The organism is Phormidium sp. CCY1219, assembly GCF_055795085.1.
Map to the genome: position 1 here is coordinate 1 of NZ_JAYFEQ010000451.1, position 4,778 is coordinate 4,778.

The 4,778-nt window shown below is 52.6% G+C and carries 2 protein-coding genes; one reads left to right on the forward strand and one right to left on the reverse strand.

All coding sequences use genetic code 11. From position 1 onward, the window contains the following. The coding region (locus tag AC0QH1_RS10985) for a two-partner secretion domain-containing protein (RefSeq protein ID WP_324631140.1) at positions 1-2,354 on the reverse strand (2,354 nt) is incomplete at its 3' end. 695 nt (positions 2,355-3,049) lie between these two features. Between AC0QH1_RS10985 and AC0QH1_RS10990 the strand changes: the two genes are divergently transcribed. Continuing rightward, complete coding sequence (locus tag AC0QH1_RS10990; protein ID WP_324631141.1) at positions 3,050-4,555, forward strand: serine/threonine protein kinase; 1,506 nt, start codon at positions 3,050-3,052, stop codon at positions 4,553-4,555. The last annotated feature ends 223 nt before the right edge of the window (positions 4,556-4,778 follow it).

Below are 4,778 nucleotides of genomic sequence, written 5' to 3' on the forward strand. Positions count from 1 at the left end.
TCCGGAGTTTCCCCAGTTGGTTGTTCCGGCGTTTCCCCAGTTGGTTGTTCCGGCGTTTCCCCAGTTGGTTGTTCCCCAGTTGGTTGTTCTGGCGTTTCCCCAGTTGGTTGTTCTGGCGTTTCCCCAGTTGGTTGTTCCTCACTGGGTTGTTCCGGAGTTTCCCCAGTTGGTTGTTCCTCACTGGGTTGCTCTGGGGTTTCCTGACTCGGTTGTTCCGGCGTTTCCTCGCTGGGTTGTTCTGGGGTTTCCTGACTCGGTTGTTCCTCACTGGGTTGTTCTGGGGTTTCCTCACTGGGTTGTTCCGGAGGATCGGGAGCAGTGGTAACGATATCAATATTCCCTTGCGTGTAGGTACTGGGTGGGACGGGCACCGAAAACTGTGGCGCAATGGTTTCGGAACCGCTGGTGATTGCGCCTGCAGTGCCATTTGTGGTAGAATCGCCCACAACAAACGGAGTGGTGGTACTGCCACCATGTTCGATGCGGATCGAGCCACCCAACCCGTTGCTATCCGCAGATGAGATACTGGCACTAACGCCGTCGGGGGTAGAAAAAGTACCTTGGACGCGGACAAAATTCTCGGTAGTGATGTCAATATTGCCGCCAGCGGAATCGAGGGTGCCGGTAGCGACGATATCGCCGATCGCACTCAGGGCGATCGCGCCGCCATCCGTAGCGATCGAATCCACCACCAATAAATTTGCCGAGTCGATAATCACCGGTCCGGACGCAGTGGAAATCTTGCCCACAGAAATGTTATTATTCGAGGGAGAATTAGAGGTGCTAAAAAAGGTACCCCCCGTCACCTCTGCGGGCACGGTTGCGCCAAACTCGGAGTTAGAAATCCCCGATCGCAAAATCAGCGCCGCACTACTGGTAAGAATATCTGCTTCTGGATCGGCAGAATCCGATAACGTCGTATCCGGGCCAGTGATGGTAATTTCGCCAGCAGCGATCGCCCCTCCAGCTTCCACCTTCAGCGACACCCCCGTATAATCGCCAAAAATAACATCCCCATCGGAGCGCACGATCGGGTCATAAAGACTCACAAAAGTTCCCGCTTCTCCCGCCACATTGAAAATCGAGAAATTGCCCCCCGCCGAAAAGTGAGAATCCGCCGACAGAATGCCATTGCTTACTAAAGTGATATCTCCGGCCGCTTGAAATGGAGATGCGGCAGTTGCGTGCGGCCTGCGGGGGGTGGGTTCGCCCAGACTCAGCGCCAGGATATCGATGTGGCGATTCCCCTGAATCCGGAGATTGCCGCCAGAGAACACCCGCAAGGGCGTACCGCGATCGCGCACCCGCACCGTATCCCCAGCTAGCAGACTTAAGTCCCCTTGACTGGCCAAGTCACTTTGGACTATAGTGAGATTCTCCGCCGCCGAGAGGGAAATGTGACGCGGTAAATCCCCTGGCGCGGCGCGATCGCCCCCGATCGATCCATTCGCCACCACCAAATCCCCATTCTCCACCTGCAACCCCGAACCAGTCAGCACCACATCTCCCGCCCCATTCACCGTCAGACCCCGCGCGTGACCGATATCCCGCCCGGTGAGTAATGCCGGTAAAGAAAGCGGCGTCAGCACCGTTGCAGAATCACCCCGACTCGGAAAAGGCGAAATCTCCAAACTCAGTAGATGTCCCGCTTGTGCCACCCGCACCATCCCTTCCCCTCGAACCGCAGCAACCGTAATATTTCCCCCAGGCGCACGGAGTTTGCCAGTATTAATAACCCTACCGCCAAGTAAGGTTAAATTTTCACCCGCACCCACCTCCAAATCCCCGGCATTAATAATATTTCCCGCCGAGGAAAGAGAAAAAGAAAACAGACTCGGAGTACCTACCAAAGTGGCATATTCATTCATTCCCTCGGCGTGCAACCATCCCCCCCTATCGAATCCAATTCCCGTCGCCGTCGAAGCATTAAATGACCCCGGCACGTTCAACCGCGCATCCGCCCCAAACACAATTCCGGCAGGATTGACTAAAAATAAATTAGAATTTCCCCCGCTGACTTGGATTAAACCATTAATCAACGAAGCATTTCCCCCAGTGACTCGTCCGAGGATATTTTCAATGTTTGGATTGGAGATAAAATTAGCCGTTTGCCCCTTGTGCAATTCAAACTGTTCGAAACTGTGGAACAGATTGGCGCGATCGCCGGAGGTTTGTCCCCCTTGAATGTGAAAAACTTCCCCCGCCGGCGTAACTACCGTGTCAGTTCCATCCGCCGCCGGCACGATCGGTTGCGCCTGAGTCCGTTCCGCAAACAGCAGGGGCGCAATCCACAGGGGAAACAGCCACCAGCGGTGAAAACCCGTTATTTTTTTTTCTGAAAAAAGTAATTTCATAAAAGATTTGCGATCGCAGTAAATATATGGACAATTAATCGATAGCGGTGGTGATAGTTGTTCTATCGCATTTGTCGTTTGTGACGAACAGACCCAGGCAAAAATTGTCATTTTCGCCCTTCCATCCCTCATTTTCCGACTCCCGCAAAGGCATCAGTTCCCATCCACCACCTCCCTACCATCAGTGAACAAAATAATTTTCACCCTTGTTTACTCCCGAAAAAAACCCCCTCCAACCCCGGAAAATCTGAGTTAAACGGGAGGAGTGGTTTCGCCCGGGTGGAGTCTCCCCTTTTCATCTAGGGGCGATAGTAGGCATAGTATCCGCTTTTTTTATTAGAATGTAGGAAAAATACCACACCCTGACAGTTCGGATAAATTTTAACATATTTTTCTGGCGAATGCCGAATGACAAAAACGAGATAAGGGTTAAACTAAACGCAATGAATCTTTGAAAATATTCTCTAACTTTGGGAATAGATAAGTAGGAAATTACGGGCTATTGGGTCGATGTTTTTTCACCCAAATGCAGTAAATCCCCGCCACTTTATACCTAAAGATAGAGGCAAGAAAGAATAAAATTTGTTAAGAAATCCGGTGGGAGCGGCATGTTTGGCGGGAAATCCCCTTGGGCAATGGCATTGCAGAAGCTATCTTAGAAGTGGCATTATTGATTGCACCTAGTCCCTGACGCCATGCTCGAATCTGGTTCCCTACTGAACAAGCGCTATAAACTCCAACGCCAGCTCAGCGATCGACCGGTGCGTCAAACCTGGCTGGCGGAGGACCTGCAGGCTCATCAGTCTGTAGTGGTGAAGCTATTAGCATTTGGTGGTCCGATGCAGTGGGAAGATCTGAAGTTGTTCGAGCGCGAGGCACAGGTCCTCGAGCAGTTAAATCATCCGCAAATTCCCACCTATCGGGATTATTTTTCCGTAGACGAGCAGACCCTGTGGTTTGCTCTGGTTCAGGAATACATTCCCGGATCCACCCTCAAGGAATTGCTCGATCGCGGCTCCCAGTTTAGCCCGGAACAACTGTGCTGCATCGCCCGGGAAGTGCTGCAAATCCTCACCTATCTGCACCAACGCCGCCCCCAAGTGCTGCACCGGGATATCAAACCGAGCAACTTACTCTGGGGAGAAGACGATCGCGTGCATCTGATTGATTTTGGGGCCGTGCAAAATCGCACCATCAACCCAGGGGGCACCTTTACCGTCGTCGGTACCTACGGTTACACCCCCCTGGAACAATTTGGAGGTCAGGCGGTGCCCGCCTCGGATCTGTACGCCCTAGGAGCCAGTTTGATTCACTTACTCACCGCCGTACCCCCAGCAGAATTACCCCAGCGGGAAATGCGGATCCAATGGGTCCACAGCGTCAGTGCCAACCTCACCCCGGAATTCCAGGAGTGGATCGATCGCCTCACCGATCCCGCCCTCGAACGACGCTTCGCCAGTGCCAACCACGCCTTAGAAGCCCTCGACGCCCTCCAAACCTGTCCCGAAACCTCCCCCCCGGTGGCCCTCGCCCAACCCCACCTGCCCTCGGTTCACCTGTACAAATCCCCCGATCGCCTCGCCATCGAAATCCCCTCCCCCCTCGAACTCACCTTTTTACAACCGATCGCCACCGGCATTAAAGGCTTATTCGGCGCGTTAGTCCACCCCTTTACCTCCCTCTTCCACAGCTTTTCCCTCGCCGAACCCCCCGTACAAGTCAGCATCGCGATCGCCACCCTCGGTGTATTTCTTGCCCTCTCCCGCTTTGTCCCCTATTTCCTCTATTCCTTTGGCGCGATCGCCTCGCGACTCCTGCTGTTGCTGTTTTCCCTCCCCTTCGTCCTCCTCCCCTTATTGATGCCCTTGCTGCTGATTTTAATCCTCCTTTGGTCCATCCGAGGCGGCGATTTTTTCGAGCGCACCCACATTTGTTTCGACAGCAAAAATTTTGAAATCGAACGGCGGCATTTTGGCTCGAGCGGCTACGAAACCAAACGGGGAGAAACCCCCCAAATTAAAGAAATTTCTGTGGGCAAATACGAATACAATAATCGCGTTTATAGTGGAATTGTGATTACCGTAAAAGCCAAATGGGCTATCTTTTCCCGTTCTAAAAAATATGTCTTCGGACAGCAGTTGCCAGAACCAGAGTTACTCGCCTTAGCCCAAGAGATTCGCCACTGGTTGCAATTGAGTTAAGCATCAATCTTTCCCTATTATCCCACGTTAGGCGTAAGCCTCGGGAGGCAATGGTATTCTGCGACAGGGTTTTTCCCGGGATTTAAGCTATAATTAAAACACTGCGATCGCCAGTAAAGTCTCTGCACCCGCTTTAGAAACATCCGCCGTCAGGGACTCCGTAGAAACCAACCCCATGTCTAAAGCCAGGGGCTTGTACTTCTAACCACCTGACCAGCCTAAA

Bases quoted from the DNA above. Each gene is read 5' to 3' on its own strand.
- AC0QH1_RS10990 (WP_324631141.1), top strand. From the start codon at position 3,050: ATGCTCGAATCTGGTTCCCTACTGAACAAGCGCTATAAACTCCAACGC.